Raw genomic sequence first — 20,451 nt, forward strand, 5'->3', positions numbered from 1 at the left:
CCCGGGCCGCCGTGCGACCGAGGGTGCGTCGAGTTCGGAGTGCGTCAGGTGGGGCAGGGCGCCGTGCTACTCGGTGGCGGGGGCGACGCCTTCGGCCGCCTCTGCCATCTCGAGGCTCGGCGGCTCGAAGCCCTCACGGGGCGTGAAGGTGATCACCGTCTCGCCCTTGGCCGACTCGGGGTCGACCTCGGCGTCCACCACGATGATCTGGCCGGCACGGAACTCCTTCCAGAGCAGGCGCTCGGACACGGGGTCCTCGACCAGTCGCTGGATGGCCCGGCGCAGCGGGCGGGCGCCCATGGTGGGGTCGTAGCCGTCGTTGGCCAGCTTGACCTTCGCCGCATCGGTGAGCTCGAGGCCGAGGCCCTGGCCCTGGAGCTGCACGGTGAGGCGCTTGATCATCAGGTCGACGATCTGGATGACCTCGTCCCGCGACAGCTCGTGGAACACGATGGTGTCGTCGATGCGGTTGAGGAACTCCGGCCGGAAGTGCTGCTTCAGGGCGTCGTTGACCTTCTCCTTCATGCGCTCGTACGTGACCGCGCCCTCGCTGGTGCCGAAGCCCAGCTTGGACTTGCGCAGGTCGGCGGTGCCGAGGTTGGAGGTCATGATCAGCACGGTGTTGCGGAAGTCCACCGAGCGGCCCTGCGAGTCGGTCAGGCGACCCTCCTCCAGGATCTGGAGGAGCGTGTTGAACACGTCGGGGTGGGCCTTCTCGATCTCGTCGAAGAGCACGACGGAGAAGGGCTTGCGGCGGACCGCCTCGGTGAGCTGGCCGCCCTCTTCGTAGCCCACGTACCCGGGGGGCGAGCCCACCAGGCGGCTGACCGTGTGCTTCTCCATGTACTCGGACATGTCGAGCTGGATGAGGGACTGCTCGTCGCCGAAGAGGAACTCGGCGAGCGTCTTGGCCAGCTCGGTCTTCCCGACGCCCGAGGGGCCGAGGAAGATGAACGAGCCGCTGGGGCGCTTCGGGTCCTTCAGGCCGGCACGGGTGCGGCGGATGGCCTGGGACACGGCCTTGATGGCGGACTCCTGGCCGATGACCCGCTTGTGGAGCTCGTCCTCCATGCGCAGGAGCTTCGCGGTCTCGGCCTCGGTGAGCTTGTAGACCGGGATGCCCGTCCAGATGGAGAGGACCTCGGCGATGGCCTCCTCGTCGACCTCGTCGAACAGGTCGACACCCGAGGCCTTCATCTCGACCTCCTTCTCCTCGCGCTGGGAGAGGAGCTCCTTCTCCTTGTCGCGTAGCTGGCCGGCCTTCTCGAAGTTCTGGGCCTCGACGGCTTCCTTCTTCTCCTGGACCACGACCGCGATCTGGTTCTCGAGCTCCTTGAAGTCCGGCGGGGTCTCCATGCGCTTGATGCGCAGGCGGGCGCCGGCCTCGTCGATGAGGTCGATGGCCTTGTCGGGCAGGTGGCGGTCGGAGATGTAGCGGTCGGCCAGGTTGGCCGACGCCACGAGCGCCTGGTCGGTGATGGTGACCCGGTGGTGGGTCTCGTAGCGGTCGCGCAGGCCCTTCAGGATCTCGATGGTGTGGGCCACGGTGGGCTCTTCCACCTTGATGGGCTGGAAGCGGCGCTCGAGGGCGGCGTCCTTCTCGAGGTGCTTGCGGTACTCGTCGAGCGTGGTGGCGCCGATGGTCTGGAGCTCGCCCCGGGCCAGCATCGGCTTGAGGATGGAGGCGGCGTCGATGGCGCCCTCGGCGGCACCCGCACCGACGAGGGTGTGGATCTCGTCGATGAACAGGATGATGTCGCCGCGGGTGCGGATCTCCTTCAGCACCTTCTTGAGACGCTCCTCGAAGTCGCCGCGGTAGCGGGAGCCCGCCACGAGCGCACCGAGGTCCAGGGTGTAGAGCTGCTTGTTGGTGAGCGTCTCGGGGACGTTGTCGGCGGCGATGGCCTGGGCGAGGCCCTCGACGATGGCCGTCTTGCCGACGCCGGGCTCGCCGATCAGCACCGGGTTGTTCTTGGTGCGGCGCGACAGCACCTGCATGACCCGCTCGGTCTCGCGCGAGCGGCCGATGACCGGGTCGAGCTTCTTGTCGCGAGCGAGCTGGGTGAGGTTGCGGCCGAACTGGTCGAGCACGAGCGAGCCCGACTGTGCGCCGGCCTCGCTGCCCTGGCCGGTGCTGGCGCTGGCCTTCTCCTGGCCACCGGGGCCGGAGTAGCCGGAGAGCAGCTGGATGACCTGCTGGCGCACACGGGACAGGTCGGCGCCGAGCTTGACCAGCACCTGGGCGGCCACGCCCTCGCCCTCACGGATGAGGCCGAGGAGGATGTGCTCGGTGCCGATGTAGTTGTGGCCGAGCTGGAGCGCCTCGCGCAGCGACAGCTCGAGCACCTTCTTGGCGCGCGGGGTGAAGGGGATGTGGCCGCTGGGCGAGGACCCGCCCTGGCCGATGATCTCCTCGACCTGGCTGCGCACGGCCTCGAGGGAGATGCCGAGGGACTCGAGCGCCTTGGCCGCGACGCCCTCGCCCTCGTGGATCAGCCCGAGCAGGATGTGCTCGGTGCCGATGTAGTTGTGGTTGAGCAGCCGCGCTTCTTCTTGGGCCAGCACGACCACTCGACGGGCTCGATCGGTGAACCGTTCGAACAAGAGAACTGCCTCCCTATCAAAGGGGTTTACGTGTGGCGAGTCTACCGGTGGACTCTCCTCCCCCGCGCGTCGGCCGCAAGGTGGGTCCTCTGGAGGGTTGGGGCGGGATGGCTGTGCCCGCATACGCTCCCCTGGTGGCCGAGAACCCGCTGCTCGCGATACCTGGCATGGAGGCCGGCCTGGCCCGTGTGGAGGTGGCGCTCCGTGAGTCGGTGCGGTCGGAGGATCCGTTCCTCACCGAGGTGGCCAGCCACCTGATCACCGCCGGCGGCAAGCGGGTCCGCCCGGCGTTCGCCCTGGCCGCCGCCTCCACGAGCCTCGAGGACCCCTCCGCCGAGGTCTCCGATGACGTGGTGATGGGCGCCGTCGCGGTCGAGCTCGTCCACCTCGGCTCGCTCTACCACGACGACGTCATGGACGAGGCCACCACCCGGCGCACGGTCGAGAGCGTCAACGCCAAGTGGGGCAACCTCCAGGCCATCCTCGCCGGCGACTTCCTCCTGGCCCGGGCCTCCGAGATCGCGGCGTCGCTCGGCGTCGAGATCGCCGCCCTCCTCGCCGCCACCATCGGCCGGCTCTGCGAGGGTCAGGTGCGCGAGCTGCGCGACACCTACAACGCGGGGCGCACCGAGGCCGACTACCTCTCGTCCATCGAGGGCAAGACCGCGTCGCTCTTCGCCACCGCGTGCCGGGTGGGCGCCATCGTCGGCGAGCTGCCCCGCCACGAGGTCGACGCCCTCACCGAGTTCGGCCTGCGCTTCGGCATGGCCTTCCAGATCGTCGACGACATCCTCGACGTCACCGCCACCGACGAGCAGCTGGGCAAGCCCGCCGGCCACGACCTCGTCGAGGGCGTGTACACCCTGCCGGTCATCCGGACGATGGCGGCGGGCACCGCGCCCGACCTCGCCGGCCTGCTCGGCGGGCCCCTCGAGGACGGGCAGCTCGACCGGGCCCGGTCGATGGTCCGCTCCGACGGCGCCGTGGCCTCGTCCCTCGAGACCGCCGCCGCCTACGCCCAGTCGGCCATCGAGAGCCTGCACCCTCTCCCCCACGCCACCGCCGCCCTCCGTCTGGGCGAGGCGGCGCAGCACCTCCTCGCCGGCGTCCGCGCCGCGGCCTGACCGCCGCAGAGCGGCCTCGCCCACGCAGCCCGTCCGGACCCGGTCCGGAGCGGGCCGGTAGCGTCGGCGGTGTGAGCGAGCCGGGGTCGTCGCTGACGCGGGGGATGCTCACCGGCGTCACCGCGTACCGGTGGGCGGCCTGGGCCTGGATGGCCATCGTCGTGGTGGTCGACCGCGAGGAGCTGGAGCGACCCGGGGTCGCGCTCGTGCTCGTCGCCTCCGCCCTGGCGGTGACCGTGGCCGACACGCTGCTGCTGCGGACCGACGCCGACCGCCTGCTGCGCCCGGTGGTGGTGGGGACCGAGCTCGCCGTGGCCGTGGCCCTGTCGGTGGCCGACCCCATCGCGTACGTCGACGGCCACTCGCAGTCGCTCGGCTCGGCGTGGCCGCTCGCCGGGATCCTGACCGCGGGCATCGCCTTCGGGGCCGTCGGCGGTATCAGCGCCGGCGTCGTCGTGGGCCTGGCCCGCTTCGCCGGAGACGTCGTGGCCACCGGGCCGTGGACCGACGCCCGGACCCTCTCGGCCCTCTCGACCATCGTCCTCTACGCCCTCGCCGGTGGTGCCGCCGGGTTCGCCGCCGCCCGCCTGCGCCGGGCCGAGCGAGAGATCGCCCTGGCCCGGGCGCGGGCGGAGGTGGCCGCCACCCTCCACGACGGCGTGCTCCAGACCCTCGCCGTGGTGCAGCGCCGCACCGACGACCCCGACCTGGCCCGCCTCGCCCACGAGCAGGAGCGCGAGCTGCGGGACTTCCTCGCCGGCCGGGAGGCACCGCCCGAGGGCCTGGTCCTGGCGCTGCGGGAGGCCGCGGCCCGCTTCGAGGACCGCTACGGCGGGCGCGCCGAGGTCGTGATCGCAGCCGATCTGGACGAGCCCGGCGCCGACGTCGCCGCCGCGCTGGCCGGGGCCGTGGGCGAGGCGCTGGCCAACGCCGGCCGCCACGGCGGGGCGGGACACGTCGTGGTCTACGTCGAGCCCGACGGCGACGAGGTGTTCTGCTCGGTGAACGACGACGGCGCCGGCTTCGACCCCTCCACCACCGCCGAGGGCAGCGGCCTCACCGGGTCCATCCGGGGCCGGGTCGAGGCCGTCGGCGGCCGGGTGCAGGTGGACGGGCGGCCCGGTCGAGGCGCCGAGGTCCGCCTCTGGGTGCCCACCCGCGGCTGAGGGCTGGTTCAATCGTGGCCATGGCCACCACCGAGGGAGCCGGGCGCCTGGGCCCGGTCCGGGTCGTCGTGGCCGACGACCACCCCATCTGGCGCACCGGCCTGCGGGCCGATCTCGGGGAGAACTTCCACGTCGTGGGCGAGGCTGGCGACGGCGCCGAAGCGGTCGCCGTCATCCGCCGGGAGCACCCGGACCTCGTGCTCTGCGACCTGCACATGGGTGGTGGCGGGGGGCTCCACGTGGTGCGGACGTGCGGCGGCGAGACCCGCATCGTGATGCTCACCGTCTCGGAGGCCGAGCGGGACCTGCTCGACGCCGTGGCCGCGGGCGCCGTGGGCTACCTGGTGAAGTCGACGCCGCCCGATGAGCTCCGCCAGGCGCTCTGGCGGGCCGCCCAGGGCGAGCCGGTGTTCTCGCCCCAGCTCGCCGCCCTGGTGCTGGGTGAGTTCCGCCGCATGGCCAAGGCCAGCGGACCGACCGAAGCCTTGTCGGACCGCGAGCGCGAGGTACTCCAGCACGTCGCCCGAGGCCACACGTACCGCGACATCGGCGAGGAGCTCCACATCTCGCCCAAGACCGTGGAGAACCACGTGCGCAACATCCTCGCCAAACTGCACCTCAGCCGGCGCCAGGAGCTCGTGCGCTACGCCCTCGAGCACGGCATCGAGTAGCCCTGCGCCCTGGGGACCCCCAGGCGAAGATGGGGGCGACCCCCGATGGTCGAGGCCCCTCCGGGGGCGCACAGTGCGGCCATGGCTGCTCCTCCGACTGCTCTGACCGCGCCGACCGTGCTGACCTCGGCAACGCTCCCGCCGCCGCCGTCCTCCACTCCTCCCCCTCCGCCGTCTGCTCCCCCGCCCTCCAGGTCGAGCTCCCAGCGACCCGACGGACCACCGCCCACGCCACCCCCGCCGGCGCCGGCCGGTCCCGAAGGCGGCGGCGCGGGTCGGCTCGGCGCTCTGCTGGTCGCGGGCACGGGCGCCTTCCTGCTCTTCGCCGCCGCGGTGGTCTTCGTGGCCGTCCGCTGGGGGCATCTGCCCGAGAGCGCCAAGGTGGCCATCGTCGGTGGCCTGACCGCGTCGCTGCTCGTGGCCGGCCGGGTGGGCCGTCGCGCCCTGCCGGGCACGGCGACCGCGCTGTTCCACCTCGGCGCCTTCCTGGTGCCGGTCGACGTGGCCGCCCTCCTCGTGCGGGGCGGGGCCCCGACCGATGTGGTGCTCCTGGTGACGGGCCTCGCCGCGGTCGGTGCGCTCGGCCTGGGCGCCCGCCTCGAGCGCTCACCGGTCCTGGCCGCCGGCGGCGTCGTCGGGACGGTGGTGGCGGCCACCGGGCTCGGGCTCCTGGCCGGGGGCCCCGTCGCCCCCGTCGTGCTCCCCGGCCTCGTCACCACCGCCTGGTGCACCGCCGGCGCGATCGGCGCGGCCCGTCGGAGCGACTGGGTCGCCGAGGCCGCGCTGCCGCTGGCCCTGCTCGCCGTCCTGACGCCGGCGGGATGCGCCGCGGCCATCGCCGGTGACGTCCCCACGCCGTTGCTGCTCTCGGTCCTCCTCGCCCTGGCGTGGGGCCTCGGGGCCGCACTCGACCACACGGAGTCGAACCAGGTCCCGGCCCTCGGGGCCCTCCCCCGGGTGGCCTCGGCGCTGCTGCTGGCGCCGGCCGTCGACGAGCTGACCCCTGCGGGCGACGGGACCTTCACCGCGGCGTTCGCCGCGGTGATGTGCACATTGGCCGTCGTCGAGGCCGCCCGGCTGCGTCAGCCCGCGCTGGCCGCCCTCGCCGCCGTCGCGGCACCGGTCTCGGTGGTTGCCGGCGCCCTCGCCGCAGGCGCGGTCCCGAGCGCGGCCGGCCTCGTGAGCCTCGGTGTCGCCCTGGTCCCCCTGGCGATCGCCACGGTCGCGCCCCGGCCCTGGCCGGTACCCGCCGTCCTGACCGCGGCCACCCTTGCGGGAACCGGTCTGGTGCTCGCCGCCGGACAGCCCTCCACCGGCGCCACCGCCCTGTTGCTGACGGGCGGCCTGCTGCTCCTCGCCGGCGCGCTCTGGGGCCTTGTGCCCGTGGCCGTGCTCGGCGGCGTCACCGCCTCCGTGGGCTACTGGTCGCACCTCGACCAGCGCGGCATCGAGGCCGCCGACGCCCTGGTGCTCCCGGTGGTGGTCGCCCTCGCCGTGGTCGGCCTCGTGGCCGAGCGCCATCGAGCCGCTTCCTCGTGGTTCACCCTCGCCCCGCCCCTCGCGCTCCTCGGGGGCACGGCCGTGGCCGAGCGCCTCGACGGTGGCAGCGGCATCCACGGCCTCGTGGCCGGAGCGGTCGGCGTGGTGGCCGTGGTGGTCGGCGGTCGGCTCCGCCTCACCGGGCCGCTCGTCGTGGGCCTCGTGCTCCTCGGTGTGCTCACCGTCTTCGAGACCCTGGCCGTCACGGCCGGAGTGCCGACCTGGGCGTGGCTGGCCGCGGGCGGCTCCGTCCTCCTCGGCGCCGGCGTGGCCCTCGACCGCACCGACACCGGCCCCGTCGAGGCCGGCCGCCACCTCCGCGACGTGCTCGACGCCAGCTTCCGCTGACGGAGCGACGGCCGTGGCAGGCTCATGAGGTGGCGGGCGAGCACAGCGACGACACGGCCGACGACGACGCCGACGACCCGAGAGGCGAACGACGCGGGCCCATCGTCGTCACGATGCTGGTCGCGATGGCCATCCCCCACTTCATGCCACCTGAGGTCACGTCGGTCATGCGGTGGATCGTGACGGGCCTGTTGGCGACGCTCCTGGTCGCGATGCTGGTGATGGACCCGGGCCGCATCGACCGGGCCACCGCCGGCGTCCACCGGGTGCGCATGGCCCTCATCACCGTCCTCGCCGCCGGCGCCGCGTACGCCACCGGACGCCTGGCCATCGTGATCCTCACCGGGTCGTCGGGCGCGGACTCGGCCACCGACCTCTTCCAGGCCGGCGGGCTGGTGTGGCTCTACCTGGTGATCGCCTTCGGCTTCGTCTACTGGGAACTCGACGGCGGCGGCCCCGGGGCCCGGATCCACCGACCCCAGGCGCACCCCGACCTCCTGTTCCCCCAGCTCGGTGATCCCACGCTGGCGCCACCGGGCTGGCGACCCGTGTTCGTCGACTACCTCTACGTGGCCTTCACCACCGCGATTGGCTTCGGGCCGGCGGACACGATCCCGCTGGCCCGCTGGGCCAAGCTGGCGATGGCGGTGCAGGCCATGGCGTCGCTGGTGGTCATCGGCCTCGTGCTGGCCCGTGCGGTCAACATCCTCGCCTCCTGATGCCGCGGACGGCGACCGGCCATCGGGCCGTGCGCGCCGGGGCGCCTCAGGACGCGTCGGTGCGGAGCCAGACCCGGCGGGCGCGTGGCTCGGACGCCGGCTCGGCCGAGGTGCGCTGCTCCCGCCGCACGTAGGCCCGCCCGCCCGGGCGGGCGGTGATGCCGTGCAGCGCCACGCTGAGCAGCACGGTCAGGACGATGGCACCGATGGCGCGATCGGTGACCGCGCTCCCCTCGCCCAGCTCCTCCACCGCCAGGACCGCAAACACCACCGAGGCGAGGCCCCGAGGGCCGAACCAGGCCACGAAGGCGATGCTCGCCCCGTCGAGACCGGATCGCAATGAGGCGATCGCGACCGGCACCATGCGCACGACCGTGAGGCTCAGCAGGGCGTACAGGACCATGGCGCCGTCGAGCGAGGCGAAGGCCAGCGGGACGAGCGCGGCGCCGAAGAGGAACCACACGATGAGGCCGAGGAGCTCACCTCCGAGCTCGGGCAGCTCCGCGGACTTGGCGAGGTCGGTGCGCTCACGGTCGAGCACGGCGCCGTAGGCCAACCCCGCCGCGAAGGCGGCGATGAAACCATTGGCGTGCAGCGCGTCGGCGAGGGTGAACGACGTGGCCGCCATCGCGAAGGCGGCCAGCCGGCGTCCCCCGGGGGCGATCCAGTCGTGGCGGGCCGACACGTTGATGAGGAGGGCGCCGCCGACCCCCAGCGTGGCGCCGACGAGGGCCCCGACCCCGAGCTCGCGGATCGCCGCGGTCACCTCCCAGGACTGCGAGTGGTCGGCACCGGTGAGCGTGGCGGCCGCGGCGGCCAGCGCGACGCTGACCAAGGGGGTGGCGATGCCGTCGTTGAGGCCGCTCTCGACGTTCAGGGCCCGGCGGAGGCGCAGCGGGACGCGGTCGTCCTCGATGACCTGGGCGCTGAGGGCCGCGTCGGTCGGCGCGAGGGCCGCGCCCACGAGCAGGGCGACGCCCCCCGCCAGTCCCCCGAACAGCAGCCCGGCCAGCAGGGTGCCGGCGAGGATCGACAGGGGGAGACCGAGGGCCAGGAGCCGGACCGGCAACCCGAGGTCGCGTCGCAGCTCGCCGCCGTTGATGCGGGCCGCGTCCGAGAAGAGCACCAGGGCGAGGGCGGCCTCGGCGATGCCGTGGATCACCGACGTGTTGATGTCGATGTCCAGCAGTCCCCAGTCGCCGTTGCCCAGGAGGTACCCGACGGCCGTGAACAGGAGTGGCCCGGTCACGTTGTGGCGCGCCAGCGCCCCGGACACCATGGCCCAGCCGAACAGGAGCAGGCCGATGACGGCGACGGCGGCGCTGGTCACGCCGAGATCATGGCGTGTCCACCGCGCGCCGCCGCGCCGAACGCCACGGTGAGCCGATCAGTCGATGAGGAACCAGCCGCGGACCGTGGCCTCGTGGTCGAGGTAGCGCTCCCCGGAGACGTCGACGACCACCTTGTCGATGGCGCCGCCGGTGAAGGCGAACGGTGCCTGGTAGTTGGGCGACACCGCCGAGCCGGAGTCCCGTCCGATGGAGATCCCGTCGCCCGTGAGGCAGAAGTAGCCGGGCTGGGTGACGATCTCCCCCGAGCCGACCGCGGCGTCGTCCACGTACAGCGTGAGCGTGCCCTTCGCCCCGGGCTGCGCCGGGTCGGCGCTCGGCCCTTCGGCCTGGAACTCGGCCACGACGGTGTGCGCACCGGGCGCCAGCGGCGAGGTGGCCACGACGTCCTGCTGGTGGGTGCCCACCCAGTTGAAGGTGTAGTGGAGGGTGCCGTCCTTCACGTAGAGGGCGTGGCCGCCCGGCACGCCGCCGTGGGCGAAGATCACGCCCTCGGCGCCCTCCTCGACCCGGACGCCTGCCGCGACGGCGTAGGACCGACCCGGGATCATCGGCCCGGCCGACTCGGGCACGTCGGAGGTCCCGGGGTAGAAGACGTACTGCGGCCGGTCGGGCGAGCCGTGCGGGCGCTCGGCCAGCACCTGCTCGATGGCGCTGCGGTCGTCGAGGGGCAGGCCGTTGTAGATGCCGGCGTAGTAGAACCACAGGCCCTTCATCAGCTCGAGGCGGTCGGGGTGATCGGCGGCCACGTTCTTCGACTGCGAGCGGTCGTGCTCGAGGTCGAACAGCTCCCACTCGTCGGCCATGAAGTTGCCCCAGCCCGACAGCGGCGGGTGCACCGTGGTGGCCAGCCAGCCCTCGTGGTAGAGCGCTCGCTGGCCGAGCATCGTGTAGAACTGCGTGCGCTTGCCCGGCGCGGTGTTGTCGGTGAGGGCGGCGGCGAAGCTCTCGCCCTCGATGGGGCTCTGGACGAACCCCTTCAGCACCTCGGGGGGCTCGATGCCGAGCAGCTCGTACACGGTGGGCACGAGGTCGACGGCGTGCACGTACTGGTGGCGGACCTCCTCGGACGGGGCGATCTTGGCCGGCCAGGACACGATCAACATGTCCGCGGTGCCGCCCTCCTCGCCCGCCCAGCGCTTCCAGTAGGGGAAGGGCGTGTCGAGGGCCCAGGCCCAGCCGGTGTTGTAGTGGTTGTTCGACGCCGGCGTGCCGAGCTCGTCGAGGTGCGGCATGGTCGTCTCGACGGTGTCGGCCACGCCGTTGAAGAAGCGCCACTCGTTGAACGAGCCGTTGGGGCCGCCCTCACCGGAGGCGCCGTTGTCCGAGCAGACGACGATCAAGGTGTTGTCGATCTCGCCCGACTCCTCGAGGTAGTCGAGGACGCGACCGAGGCGGTCGTCGTAGTAGGAGATGTAGCCCGCGAACACCTCGGCCATCCGGGTGAACATCTTCTTCTCGTCGTCGGTGAGGGTGTCCCACGGGCGCACGGTGTCGAGCAGCGGCCAGGGCTGGCCGTCGGGGCCGGTGCGGCCGGGCTCGCCGTGGGGGTTGATGGGCGAGAGCTCCGTGCCCTCGGGCAGGAGGCCGAGCTCGATCTGGCGGGCGAGGATGCCGTCGCGGATGGCCTCGTAGCCCTCGTCGAACACCCCCTTGTAGCGGTCGGCCCACTCGAGCGGCACGAGATGGGGGGCATGCCCGGCCTGAGGCGCCAGGTACATGAAGAAGGGCTTGTCCGGGTCGATGACCTTGGCGTCACGGATGAACTGCACCGCCGTGTCGGCCAGGTCGTCGGCGAGGTGATAGCCGTCTTCAGGACGGCCGGGAGGCTCGATTTGGTGGTTGTCGTTGACGAGGTCCGGGTAGTACGAGTTGGTCTCGCCGCCCAGCCAGCCGTAGAAGCGCTCGAAGCCGCGCCCGAGGGGCCAGCGGCCCTTGAAGGCGGCGGCGTTGACCTCCTCACCCGGGGTGAGGTGCCACTTGCCGACGCAGTAGGTGTTGTAGCCGTTCTCGGCCAGCACCTCGGAGATGAAGCCGTTCTCGAACGGGATGCGCGTCGAGATGCCCGGGAAGCCCGAGGCGAACTCGGCGATGGTGGCCATGCCGTTGCTGGTGGCGTTACGGCCGGTCAACAGCGAGGCTCGCGTCGGAGAGCACAGCGCGGTGGTGTGGAAGTTCGAGAACACCACGCCTCGCTCCGCGATGCGGCGCATGTTGGGGCACTCGACGGGGCCGCCGTAGGTGTCCATGGTGGCGAACCCGAGGTCGTCCCAGGTGAGGAAGAGGACGTTCGGTGCCCCCTCGGGCGCCCTGGGCGCGAGGTAGGGGGCCCAGTCGGGCTCCGAGTCGCGGATGTCCAGCTCGATCTTGCCGTTGAAGCGCGGCGCCATGGCGGTGGTCCTTCTCGATCAGGTAGGTACGGAGGTACGGGTGGGGAGGGTGAGGAGGTGGTGCCGGCCGGACGGCTCAGCGGAAGCCGCGGCGATCCTGGCGGTCGTCTCGACGATCATCGCGCCGGTCGTCCCGGCGGTCGCCACGACGGCGGACGCCGTGGGCCACGACGGCGGCGGTGCCGACGGTGGCCGCGGTGCGGGCCACGGGGGCGCCGATGACGCCGCGGCGGGCGGCACGTGCGGGTCGCAGGGGCATGTCAGGCTCCTTCGCTCTCGGCCTCGGCCTCGAAGGAGGCGACGAGGGCCTGGATGGGGATGCGGCCGCTGGCGACCAGCTGGCCGCCGGCGCGTCGGGCGGCCGAGGCGAACGGCGCAGCCCAGAGGTTCTCCCAGACGAGGACGCCGGCCACGGTGCCGGGCTCCATGGCCTCGGCGAGGTGGACGACGTCCTCCTCAGCGAGGATCTCGGCGATCTCGGTCTCGAGGCGAGCCAAGTCGCCCGCGTCCTCGAGGTCGTCAAGCTCGAGGGCCTCGACGTTGCCGTCCTCGTCCTTGGCCAGGATCAGCAGGTCGAGCAGGCGCACGACCTCGGCGTCGACGAGCGAGACCAGCTCCCTGGCCAGCTCACCGGTGAAGCGCTGCTCACCCGGGGGGAACTCGACCACGAGGTAGTCCACGGGTCCCAGCTCGTCGATGGTCACGCCGTCGCTCATTGCGTCCTCCTGTGCCGCTGGCGCGCCGCGCCGGTCGGCAGTTCGATTCGTGCCCACGATGGTGCCCGTACGGCTGGGCGGTGTCGTCACCCGGAAGGGGTGACCGCTCGGGACGCATCGAGGAGGCCGAGGTCATGGGCGCGGTCCACCGCGGCGCTGCGCCCCGACACACCCAGCTTCCGGTAGATCGAGACCGCGTGGGTCTTGACCGTGTTGCGGGAGATGTAGAGGACCTCACCGATCTCCTCGAGCGACCGGTGGGTGGGGAGCTGCTCGAGCACGCGGGACTCGGCACCGGTGATGCCCAGCCGGTCCACCAGGGCGGCCTGCTGGCGACGGACGCGGAGCACGCCGCGGAGCCGGTCGACCCACTCCCAGAGGACGACGGCGTCGGGCTCATGGGCCAGGAGGGGCTCGGCCTCGTCGACCAATCGGGAGACCACCTCCAGATCGCCGAGCAGCAGCGCGGCCTCCGCGAGGATCAGGCGCGTGTGGCAGCGCGCGCGGGGGACGGCGTCTGGGTGTCGTTCGAGCACGTCGCGGGCCCGGGCGATCGCCTCGCGGGCACGATCGGGGGAACCGCGCCGTGCGCTCGCGTACGCCGCGATGGCGTGCACGTGCACGACGAGGGTGTACTCCTCGATCCCCTCGGCGCGGACCTCTTCGACCGACCGGGTGATGGCGGCCTGCCCTCCCCGGTCGTCCCCCTGGCCGAACCGCGCCCAGGCCAGGTGAGCGAGCGCCACTGCGTGCGCCGTGGTCTGTCCTCTGGTGGCGAACTCGGCGCCCGCGCACAGGCTCGGCGCGTCCACCGACGGATCGGCCAGCGGGCTCGCCACCGCTTCCATCAGCCGCGCCGTGCTCCACCAGGGGTTCTCGGTCGGGCCGGCGGCCTGGACGGTGCGAGCGGCGGCGACCACCGCCTTGACCCCGCCTCCGCCCTGGATCATGGCCAGCGCAGCCCGACCCACCACGACGTCACGGTCCCCCGCGACCTCACCGTCGTCGACCGCGGTGTCGAGGTGGTCGAGCCAGAGCCCGGCGTCGCCGAACTGGCCACGAGCGACGCAGGCCCATCCGCGGGCGACGGCGAGGGCCGGACGGCGCCGCTCCTCCTCGGCGGGGAACAACGCCAACCACCGTTCGAGGGTCTCGATCCGCCCCGACTGCACGAGATCGGCGAGGTGACGGACCACCAGGGACGAGGCGAGATCCGTGTCACCCGCCGTCACGGCCTGGTGGACCGCCCCGTCCGCGTCCCCGTGCTCGGCCAACCATCGCGCCGCCCGCTGCCGGAGCACCGCCGCTTCGTCCCCGGGCGCCTCGACGGGGAGCTCGGCGACCAGCAGGTCGGCGAACAGGGGGTGGTAGCGATAGGCGTCGGGGTCGTCGTCGAGTGCGACCACGAAGAGGTTGTCGGACTCGGCGAGCGCCCGGAGCACCACCCCGCTGTCGGTCCGTTGGAGCACGGCGTCGCACAGCCCGCTGGAGAGCCGCGGCAGGATCGAGGTCCGCACGAGGAACGAGCGGAGCCCGGGGTCGAGGCCCCGAAGGAGCTCCTCGTGGAAGTAGGTGCCCAGATCGCCGCCGGCAGTGGGCAGACGGGTCACCACCTGATCAGGCGCCGCCGCGCCCTTCAGCGCGAGCACCGAGAGGTACAGCCCGGCGGGCCACCCCTCGGTGCGGGCGAGGATCTGATCGAGCGCCTCGGTGCTCAGCCCGGGCACGGCCCGCTCCAGCACCGCCCGGCTCTCGCGCTCGGTGAAGGCCAGATCCTCGCGTCGCAGCACCATGGCGTCCTCGTTGACGACGTGGCGGGTCAGGCGCATCGGCGGCAGCGAGCGGCCCACCAGGGCCAGGGTCGAGCCGTCCGGCAGAACGCCCACGAGCCACTCGAGCAGCTCGCCCACGGCGGGGCTCGTGAGGACATGCACATCGTCGAGCACCAGGACGAACGGCTGCGCGAAGACCGCGAGCGAGGCCGCGAGGCGGGGGAGCACGACCTCGGCGCTGCGCAGTCGATCGACGGCGAGGAGCGCCTCGACCTCGGGCAGGGGCTCGATGCCGTCGAGCGCCCGTACGAGGTGTCGCAGGAGCCACACGGGATCGTTGTCGGCCCGATCGACGGTCAGCCACGCGCTGGCCCGACCGTCGACCTCGATCCACTGGCGGACGGTGGTGGTCTTGCCGTAACCGGCCGCCGCTCGCACGGCCACGACGGGGACGTGTGCAGCACACAACGCGTCCACGAGGACCGCTCGCGGGTGCTCGTCGTCGCGCAGGCGCGGCGCCAGGAGCTTCGCTGCGACCACCATGGCCGGTGCCGAGGCGGCGGACGGAGGGGTCGCGGTGGAACCGGGGGGTGACACGGCTCTCAGTATGGAGGGGCACACCCCTCGGCGCAGGGTCGAGCACCCCGCCCTCGAGGGGAGGCCGGCCGCGACGCCACCGGCAGGTCATCGGCCGGTCGCCCGAGTGTGGTCAGGAGGTCATCGACACGTCCGGTCCGCGCCCGGTCGCTCCCGTCAGCGACGAGTCCTCCGTGGTTGAATTGCGCCATGCCGGCGCCCGATCGCATCCGTGACCTGGACACGCGGCGGGCGTGGGCCCGCGCCCGAGCGCCGCTGTGGTTCGTGCTCGGGACGATGATGATCGCCCTCTTCAACGCCTCGCTCGTACTGTTGGCGCTCGCCGCCGCCGCCCGCTTCTGGTCCTGGGCCTCGGGCGACGGCTTCCGGGACTCACCCCTGTGGGAGTACCTCGGACCCGGCGCTGCGCTGATGGTGGTCGGCGCCTTCGCCCTCTCCCTCGCCTACCTCATCGTGCACGTCGTCGCCTCGGCACCCAAGAAGGTGCTGTCGGACGTGGGCGCCTCGCGCCTCAACCGGGGCATCCTCACCCAGGTCGACAACGTGCTCGACGGCCTGACCATCGGCCTCGGGCAGCCCGAGCCTCCCGAGCTCTGGCTCATCGACGACGCCGCACCGAACGCGCTCTCGCTGCGGAGCCGCAAGCGGAAGGTCCTGGCCATCACCAGTGGGCTGACGACGTTCCCGCGCGACGAGCTCGAGGCGGTCTGCGCCCACGAGATGGCTCACCTGCACGCCTCTGACGCGCAGTGGGTGACCGCCGCCGGCTCATCCGTGCAGCGGGCCCGGCGGTACGCCAAGACCGTGCTCGCCGGCGGCACCATGCTCGTCGTCTTCCAGCTGTGGCTGGCCGACAAGGCGGGCTTCCTCCTCTCCCCCTTCCTCTTCGCGCTGGTCCTGACCGCGCTCGGCGCCATAGCCGCGTTCGCGCTCGGCCACATGAGCCGCAAGATCCGCAGCGACGCGGACGACGTCGCCGACGTCGTCGCGGTGCACCTGTGCAAGAACCCCATCGGCCTCGGTCGGGCGCTCGACCGCATCGGCGCCGACCACCGCCGCGTCACCCACAACTCCTGGCGCAGCGAGCTGCTCTGGTTCGAGACCACCGAGGAGGAGGCCACCGTCGAAGGGGCGGCTCGCGGCGGGAGAGAGATCGACCGCCGGGCCATCGCCGCCTACGCCACCGCCAACGAGGCCCGTCCCGCCGAGGCGGCGGCGGCGATCGCCGCCGCCACCACGGCCGCGGCGGCGGCGCTGGCCGCCCCGGCGATGGCGGTCACCGACGGCCGCGAGCCCGGGTTCGCGCCCGTCACGGTCGTGCACCCATCCGACGTCGCCCCTCCTCCTCCTCCACCACCGCCCCCTCCTCCGCCGCCGCCACCGGCCCCGGGCTCCCCCCCGCCGGGGTCCACCGCGTTCTGAGTCCTCGCGGCCGCTGACCTCACCGGTCGGCGGTCGGCGGTCCGCACCGCGTCCGCCGTCGCGTGCGGGGGCACCCACGGGACCGAGGCGGACTGAGGACGTACCTTGGTGGCGAGAGATCAGTGCGGGGGCGGCGTACCGAGCTCCGGTTCTAGACGTTCCGGCGCGGGGGTAGACGCTTGGTTGCAGATCCCACTGACAGGCGAGGCGACATGACCCCCACCGCTACAGCAACGCGTCCTGACCACGTCGAGAACGGCCGACCGGTCGGCCGGGCAGAGGTCATGGAAGCGGTCAGCGCCGCGGCCACCGACCTGTTCGCCGAGCGCGGGCCCGACGCCGTGACCGTCCGGGAGGTGGCCGATCGCGCCGGCGTGAACCACGCCCTCATCCATCGCCACTTCGGCACCAAGGAGGAGTTGCTGCGGGTGGTGCTGTCGGGGGCCATCGAGCGGATGGCCTCGGTCGCCCAGCACACGACCAACACCGGCGAGGACATCCGCGAGGTCGTCGGCGCCATGCAGCGCGAGGAGCCGGCCATCCGGCTCCTCGGATGGGCCATCCTCGCCGGCTACCCCATCGAGCAGATCTGGCCCGAGTACCCCGCCTTCCAGAAGGTGCAGACCGTGCTGAGTGACGAACAGGAGCGTTCGGGCGGCCGAGGTGACCGTGAGGACCCCCGGGTGGTCGTGGCCACGGGCACGGCCCTGTTGTTCGGATGGATCCTCTTCCGCCCCTTCCTGGAGCGCGCCGCCCGACTTTCGGAGATCCCCGATCTGGACGACGGAGAGGTGCTCTTCACCGCGGCGCAACAGCTGCTCGACCGGGCGCGCTAGACCCCACCGGGCCACCGGCCGACGGTTTACGGTTGGGCGGTGACCGACACCGGAGACATCGACCCGCGCTCGGGTGTCGACGCGGGCAAGGCCTCGCGCGCCGTGCTCATCACCTTGGCCACGGCGCAGTTCGTCATGGTCCTCGACCAGGCCGTGATGAACGTCTCCATCAGCCAGCTGGTGGCGGACTTCGACACCGAGGTCACCACCATCCAGGGCGTCATCACCCTCTACAGCCTCGTCATGGCCGCGCTCATGATCACGGGCGGCAAGTTGGGCGACAAGTGGGGCCGCAAGCGGGCGTTCCGCATCGGGCTGATCATCTACGCCTGCGGATCGGCGCTCACTGCGGTGTCGTGGTCGGTCGGCACACTGGCGCTCGGTTGGTCCGTGCTCGAGGGGATCGGCGCTGCGCTGGTGATGCCGGCGCTCGCCGCCCTGGTCGCGGGCAACTTCGAGGGCAAGGCCAGGGCCGGGGCCTACGCCGTCCTCGGAGGGGTCGGCGGCGCCGGCATCGCGGTCGGGCCCATCCTCGGCGGCTGGGTCACCACCAACCTCACCTGGCGACTCGTCTTCGCCGGAGAGGTCGTGCTCGTCCTGTTCATCCTCTTCATGCTCCGCTCGATGGCGGACGCTCCGCGCCAGGGCAAGGCCCCGCAGCTCGACTGGGTCGGCTCGGTCCTCTCCGCCTCGGGCCTCGCCCTCATCGTCGTCGGTGCCCTCCAGTCCAGCACCTGGGGGTGGGTCCAGCCCCGCAACGCTCCGATCGAGCCGCTCGGCTACTCCCCCACGCTCTTCGTGATCGCCCTCGGCGGCGGCGTCCTCTACGCGTTCACCCGCTGGCAGCGTCGCCGCGAGCGCGTCGGCCGTGACCCGCTCGTCCGCCTCGACCGCCTGCGCATCCCACCCCTGCGTTCCGGGCTCGTCATGTTCCTCGCCCAGAACACGGTCCTCCTGGGGATCTTCTTCATCATGCCGTTGTACCTGCAGATCGTGCAGGGCTACGACGCCTTCGAGACGGGCCTGCGCATGCTGCCCGTGTCGGTGACGATGTTCGTCACCGCGCTGATCGGCCCGAAGCTCGCCGGCCGCGCCGGCCCCCGCCTGGTGGTCCGTGTCGGCCTCGCCGTCATCGTGTTGTCCTGCGCCAGCCTCCTCTCGGTGCTCGATCCCGAGATCGACACGCTGTCGTTCCTCATCACCATGGGCGTGCTGGGCATCGGGATGGGCCTGATCGTGTCGCAACTGGGCAACGTGGTGCAGTCGTCGGTCGGCGAGGAGGGTCGCAGCGAGGCCGGTGGGCTCCAGAACACCGCGCTCCAACTCGGCGCGGCCCTCGGCACCGCCCTCATCGGTGCCGTGGTCATCGGCGGTCTCGCCAGCAGCGTGTCCAGCAAGATCGAGGACAACCCCCAGGTGAGCGCGGCGACGCAGGAACAGGTCGGCATCTCGCTGGAAGCAGGGGTGTCCTTCGTGTCCATCGACCAGGCCGCAGCCGGCATCGACGCCGCCGGCATCCCGCCGACCGAGGGCGACGCGCTGCTCCAGGCGTACAGCGAGGCTCAGCTCGAGGCGCTGAAGGCCGGCGTCCTGCTGGCGGGCGGGATCACCCTCCTGTCCTTCCTCGGCACGACCCACCTCCCCGGGCGAGAGGGCGAGGACGACGGCGGTGACGAGGACGTCGGGCTCGTACCCGGCGGCCCCACGCCCGCGGTCACCTGACCGGCGACGTGCCCGGCTCACCGGTGGAGCGAAGGGGGTAGGGGCACACGGTGCCCGGAGGTCGGCTGACGCAGCGGCGCCGCTGGGCGCTCGCCACGGTCGCGGTGGTCGCCACCCTCGTCGTGCCGGTGGCGCTCGACCACGACAGCTTCCCGCTGTCGACCTACCCGATGTACTCGCAGGCCCGATCCGACCGGGTGACCCTCCCCACGGCGTTGGGGATCTCCGACGACGGGGCGGCCGCCCGCCTGTCCCTCGACCTCATCGGCGCCAGCGACGACCCCCTCGTCGTCGCCGGCGAGCTGCGGGAGGCCATCGCGAGGGGCACGGTCGACGAGCGCTGCCACGAGATCGCCCGCCGAGTGGGCACCGAGGGGGCCGCCAACCCGACAGGGGAACGGATCGTGGCGGTAGAGATCGTGCTGGAGCACCACGACGTGGTCGACCAGGCCATGGGCGACCCCCCGCCCCTCCGACGGGAGCCCCTCGCCCGCTGCGAGGTGCCCGGGCCGACATGACGACCGTGTGGGCCCTCCATGCCGACGCCCCACCGCAGCGCCTGGCCGCGGTACGGCTCCTGACGGGCGCGTTCGCGGTCGGCTACCTCGCCGTGCGCTCCCCCGCCTACCTGTCGCTCCGGGGGCGCAGCTCCGGCGGCTTCGAGGGCGTCGGCGTCCTGGCCTGGATGGGGAGCCCGGTCGCCGACCCGGTGGTGGCGGCGGCCCTGGGGCTCGCCCTCGTGTCGGGCACCGCCTTCACCGCCGGCGCGTGGTTCCGGGGCACCGGGCCGGCCTTCGCCCTCACGGTCCTGCTGCTGGCCACCTACCGGTCCTCGTGGGGACAGCTCCTGCACTTCGAGAACCTGCTCGTGCTGCACCTGCTGGTCCTCGGGGTGGCGGCATCCGCCGATGCCTGGTCGTTCGACGCCCGCCGGCGGTCGAGCCCGAGGCGGGACCGCGCCTACGGCCCGCCGCTCGTGCTGCTGTGCGTGATCGTGGCCGTGACGTACGCGATCGCCGGCCTGGCCAAGCTGCGCTACGGCGGCGTGGACTGGATCAGCGGCGACACCCTCCGGAACCACATCGCCTACTCGGCCACCCGCCTCAAGGTGCTCGGCGGTTCCCCGTCGCCCCTCGCTCCCCTCGCCGTGCGCCACCCGGGGGCGCTCGGCCCGATGGCGGCGGCCTCGGTGCTGATCGAGCTCGCCGCCCCGATCGCGCTGCTGGGCGGCTGGTGGCGCAACACCTGGGTCGCGGCGGCGTGGGTGATGCACGCCGCCATCGCGGCCCTCATGCTCGTGGTGTTCCCCTACCCGCTGTTCCTGGTGGCCTTCGCACCGTTCTTCGCTCTGGAACGGGCGGCGGCGTGGGCGCTCGCGACTCGAAGACGTTCAGCTGAACGCCCCACCGGCCCTTCGTCCTAGCATCGGCGTCCTGCTGATCGAGGCAGGCGACGACAGGGAGCATGACGTGGCGA

Annotated in this window: 16 protein-coding genes; 10 read left to right on the top strand and 6 right to left on the bottom strand. The window is 72.7% G+C overall.

The annotated features are described in order from the left end of the window. Positions 1-66 precede the first annotated feature (66 nt). The gene (locus tag JNK12_14940; protein ID MBL8777236.1) at positions 67-2,604 is read right to left on the bottom strand and encodes an ATP-dependent Clp protease ATP-binding subunit; all 2,538 of its coding nucleotides are present in this window, start codon (positions 2,602-2,604) and stop codon (positions 67-69) included. Positions 2,605-2,738: 134 nt separating this feature from the next. On the opposite strand from JNK12_14940, the gene JNK12_14945 reads away from it, so the two are divergent. The 5 genes from JNK12_14945 to JNK12_14965 all read left to right on the top strand — a co-directional run bounded on the left by JNK12_14945 (position 2,739) and on the right by JNK12_14965 (position 8,171). Continuing rightward, the gene (locus tag JNK12_14945; GenBank protein ID MBL8777237.1) at positions 2,739-3,728 is read left to right on the top strand and encodes a polyprenyl synthetase family protein; all 990 of its coding nucleotides are present in this window, start codon (positions 2,739-2,741) and stop codon (positions 3,726-3,728) included. 71 nt (positions 3,729-3,799) lie between these two features. Further along, positions 3,800-4,894 carry an ATP-binding protein gene (locus tag JNK12_14950; GenBank protein MBL8777238.1) on the top strand — a complete coding sequence of 365 codons (1,095 nt, stop codon included), beginning with the start codon at positions 3,800-3,802 and terminating at the stop codon, positions 4,892-4,894. Between the two features lie 20 nt (positions 4,895-4,914). Continuing rightward, on the top strand, positions 4,915-5,565 hold the full coding sequence (locus JNK12_14955) for a response regulator transcription factor (protein MBL8777239.1): 651 nt from the start codon (positions 4,915-4,917) through the stop codon (positions 5,563-5,565). Between the two features lie 81 nt (positions 5,566-5,646). Continuing rightward, positions 5,647-7,452 carry a hypothetical protein gene (locus tag JNK12_14960; protein ID MBL8777240.1) on the top strand — a complete coding sequence of 602 codons (1,806 nt, stop codon included), beginning with the start codon at positions 5,647-5,649 and terminating at the stop codon, positions 7,450-7,452. Positions 7,453-7,481: 29 nt separating this feature from the next. Next, on the top strand, positions 7,482-8,171 hold the full coding sequence (locus JNK12_14965) for a hypothetical protein (protein ID MBL8777241.1): 690 nt from the start codon (positions 7,482-7,484) through the stop codon (positions 8,169-8,171). 46 nt (positions 8,172-8,217) lie between these two features. Here JNK12_14965 and JNK12_14970 read toward each other — a convergent pair whose 3' ends face one another. The 5 genes from JNK12_14970 to JNK12_14990 form a co-directional block, all read right to left on the bottom strand. Next, positions 8,218-9,501: a cation:proton antiporter gene (locus JNK12_14970; GenBank protein ID MBL8777242.1), complete on the bottom strand. Its 1,284-nt coding sequence runs from the start codon at positions 9,499-9,501 to the stop codon at positions 8,218-8,220. Positions 9,502-9,558: 57 nt separating this feature from the next. Then, positions 9,559-11,910, bottom strand: a complete 2,352-nt coding sequence (locus tag JNK12_14975; protein MBL8777243.1) for an arylsulfatase — start codon at positions 11,908-11,910, stop codon at positions 9,559-9,561. A gap of 76 nt (positions 11,911-11,986) precedes the next feature. Further along, positions 11,987-12,169: a hypothetical protein gene (locus tag JNK12_14980; protein MBL8777244.1), complete on the bottom strand. Its 183-nt coding sequence runs from the start codon at positions 12,167-12,169 to the stop codon at positions 11,987-11,989. Position 12,170: 1 nt separating this feature from the next. Beyond that, positions 12,171-12,626, bottom strand: coding sequence for a DUF1269 domain-containing protein (locus JNK12_14985; GenBank protein ID MBL8777245.1), 456 nt, complete (start codon positions 12,624-12,626; stop codon positions 12,171-12,173). Between the two features lie 86 nt (positions 12,627-12,712). Further along, positions 12,713-14,995, bottom strand: coding sequence for a hypothetical protein (locus JNK12_14990; protein MBL8777246.1), 2,283 nt, complete (start codon positions 14,993-14,995; stop codon positions 12,713-12,715). Positions 14,996-15,184: 189 nt separating this feature from the next. Here JNK12_14990 and JNK12_14995 point away from each other — a divergent pair, with 189 nt between their 5' ends. From JNK12_14995 to JNK12_15015, 5 genes are all read left to right on the top strand, one after another. Beyond that, positions 15,185-16,417, top strand: a complete 1,233-nt coding sequence (locus tag JNK12_14995; GenBank protein ID MBL8777247.1) for a M48 family metalloprotease — start codon at positions 15,185-15,187, stop codon at positions 16,415-16,417. Between the two features lie 212 nt (positions 16,418-16,629). After that, a complete protein-coding gene (locus tag JNK12_15000; GenBank protein MBL8777248.1) occupies positions 16,630-17,253 on the top strand; it encodes a TetR/AcrR family transcriptional regulator in 624 nt (207 codons plus the stop codon). Positions 17,254-17,292: 39 nt separating this feature from the next. Beyond that, positions 17,293-18,975, top strand: a complete 1,683-nt coding sequence (locus JNK12_15005; GenBank protein ID MBL8777249.1) for an MFS transporter — start codon at positions 17,293-17,295, stop codon at positions 18,973-18,975. 50 nt (positions 18,976-19,025) lie between these two features. After that, the gene (locus JNK12_15010; protein ID MBL8777250.1) at positions 19,026-19,493 is read left to right on the top strand and encodes a hypothetical protein; all 468 of its coding nucleotides are present in this window, start codon (positions 19,026-19,028) and stop codon (positions 19,491-19,493) included. After that, complete coding sequence (locus JNK12_15015) at positions 19,490-20,398, top strand: HTTM domain-containing protein (protein MBL8777251.1); 909 nt, start codon at positions 19,490-19,492, stop codon at positions 20,396-20,398. Before JNK12_15010 ends, JNK12_15015 begins: the two co-directional genes overlap by 4 nt. Positions 20,399-20,451: the final 53 nt, after the last annotated feature.

The organism is Acidimicrobiales bacterium, from assembly GCA_016794585.1.
Lineage (GTDB): Bacteria > Actinomycetota > Acidimicrobiia > Acidimicrobiales > DATDAH01 > JAEUJM01.